The sequence below is a fragment of the Bradyrhizobium sp. P2_E8 genome (assembly GCF_056403875.1).
In genome coordinates, this window is the sequence record NZ_JBFUES010001159.1 from 1 (window position 1) to 2,142 (window position 2,142).

Genomic DNA, 2,142 nt, shown 5'->3' on the forward strand with positions numbered 1-2,142 from the left:
GTGCAGCGCTGCTCATGGCACGGCGATCAGCGCGGCCGCAACGCGGCGTCGTTCGCCGATCATGATGTTGTAGGTACGCACGGCCGGGCMGGTCTGCATGGTGTCCAGCACCACCCTCACCGCCTTCAGGGCCTGCCGCAGCGCCGGCGGCGGCAGCCAGACCCCGGTTCCGGTGCCGATCAGGAGCGTGTCGATGCTGTTGGCGGCCGTGAAGACCCGATCCAGCGAATAGCGATCGATCTTCGCGGGGTCCGTCACATCCCAGGCCCAGATCGCATCGGGCAGACAGAGCAGCGATCCCCGGTGCGACATGCCGGCAAAGGCGAAGCCGCCCTTGCCATAGGCCTCGATCGGCGCCGAGCGCGGGAAATGCGGTGCGTTGGGATCGCCGGTCATGAGCTTGGTCCGAATGGGCTTACTGCCCTCGCAAACGCGTGCGAGGGCGTGCGGTTCGGATCATGCCTTGTTTTTCTTCGCCGGCGTAGCCGTATCGGGCGCATCTTCGCGATGCTCGCCGACGCCGAGATAGATCAGGATCGGCGCCGCGATGAAGATCGAGGTGTAGGTGCCGACCAGCACCACGCCGAACATCATCACCGCGGTGAAGCTGTGGATGGCGTGACCGCCAAACAGGAGGAGCGCCAGCAACGCCAGCGTCACCGTGACGTGGGTGATGATCGAGCGCGACAGCGTCGAGTTGATGGACTCGTTGAGCAGCTGCGGCATCGGCATCTTCTTGTAACGCCGCAGCATTTCTCGGATACGGTCGTAGATGACGACGGTGTCGTTGAGCGAATAGCCGAGAATGGTGAGCAGCGCGGCGATGCTGGTCAGGTCGAAATCGACCTGGCTGATCGACATGAAGCCGATCGTGAGCACGATGTCGTGCACGTTGGCGATCATGGCGCCGAGCGCGAACTGCCATTCGAAGCGGAACCAGAGATAGATCAGGATCGCGACGATCGCGAGCATCAGGCCGAGCATGCCGTAGGCCAAGAGCTCACCGGCGACGCGCGGACCGAGCACCTCGACGCGGCGGTACTCGATGGAATCGCCGAGCGCGGTACGGACCTTCTGCACGGCCGCCTGCTGGGCGGTATCGCCGCCCGGCTGCTCCGCGACGCGGATCAGGACGTTCTCGGGCCCGCCGAATTGCTGGAGCTGGACCTCGCCCAGACGCAAGCCATCCAGCGTCGTGCGCATCGCCGCGATGTCGGCGGCGCCGGACTTGGCCCGCACCTCCAGCAACGTGCCGCCCTTGAAGTCGATACCGAGGTTCAGGCCGTGGGTGAAGAACAGCGTGATGGCGACGATCGACAGCGCCGCCGAGATCGGGAAGCTGATGCGGCGGAATCGCGTGAAGTCGAAATGCGTGTTGTCCGGGACGATGCGCAGCGACGGCAGCAAGCCGAGGGCCGCGACCACGGTGAGAATGGCAATGAGGACGCCGAGCCCGATGAGAACGGTGTGATTCACAATCAGGCTCCTAGATCGGCACGCTCTGCGGCCGCTTCCACCGCACCCACCCGGCGACGATCAGCCGGGTCAGGGTGAAGGCGGTGAACACCGTGGTGATGATGCCGATACCGAGCGTCACGGCGAAGCCGCGCACCGGGCCGGTGCCGATGTAGAACAGCACCGCGGCGGCAATGAAGGTGGTGATGTTGGAATCGAGGATGGTCGCGAGCGCCCGCTTGAAGCCGGCATCGATCGCCGAGATCGCGTTGCGGCCGCCGCGCAGCTCCTCGCGGATGCGCTCGTAGATCAGCACGTTGGAGTCCACAGCGATGCCGACGGTGAGCACGATACCGGCGATGCCGGGCAGCGTCAGCGTGGCGTTGAGCAGCGACAACAGGCCGAAGATCATGGCGACGTTGATGGCCACCGCGATGTTGGCGAACACCCCGAACAGGCGATAGGTCACCAGCATGAATATGATGACCAGGATCGAGCCGACGTAAGCCGCAAGCTCGCCCTTCTCGATCGAATCCTGGCCGAGGCCCGGACCGACGGTGCGCTCTTCGACAACCGTCAGCGGCGCGGGCAGCGCGCCGGCGCGCAGGAGGATCGCGAGATCGTTGGCCGATTGCACGGTGAAATTGCCGGAGATCTGGCCCTGACCGCCGGTGATCGGCTCGCGGA

General features: G+C 65.2%; 3 protein-coding genes. All 3 read right to left on the bottom strand.

Going from position 1 to position 2,142, the window contains the following annotated elements:
* Nucleotides 1-12: 12 nt before the first annotated feature.
* Nucleotides 13-396: an Mth938-like domain-containing protein gene (locus AC1D00_RS38055; protein ID WP_477014212.1), complete on the bottom strand. Its 384-nt coding sequence runs from the start codon at nucleotides 394-396 to the stop codon at nucleotides 13-15.
* Between the two features lie 60 nt (nucleotides 397-456).
* Entirely contained in the window at nucleotides 457-1,476 is a 1,020-nt protein-coding gene (gene secF / locus AC1D00_RS38060) for a protein translocase subunit SecF (RefSeq protein ID WP_027546605.1), read from the bottom strand.
* A 10-nt stretch (nucleotides 1,477-1,486) separates the two neighbouring features.
* On the bottom strand, nucleotides 1,487-2,142 hold a 656-nt coding region (gene secD / locus AC1D00_RS38065), incomplete at its 5' end, for a protein translocase subunit SecD (RefSeq protein ID WP_477014213.1).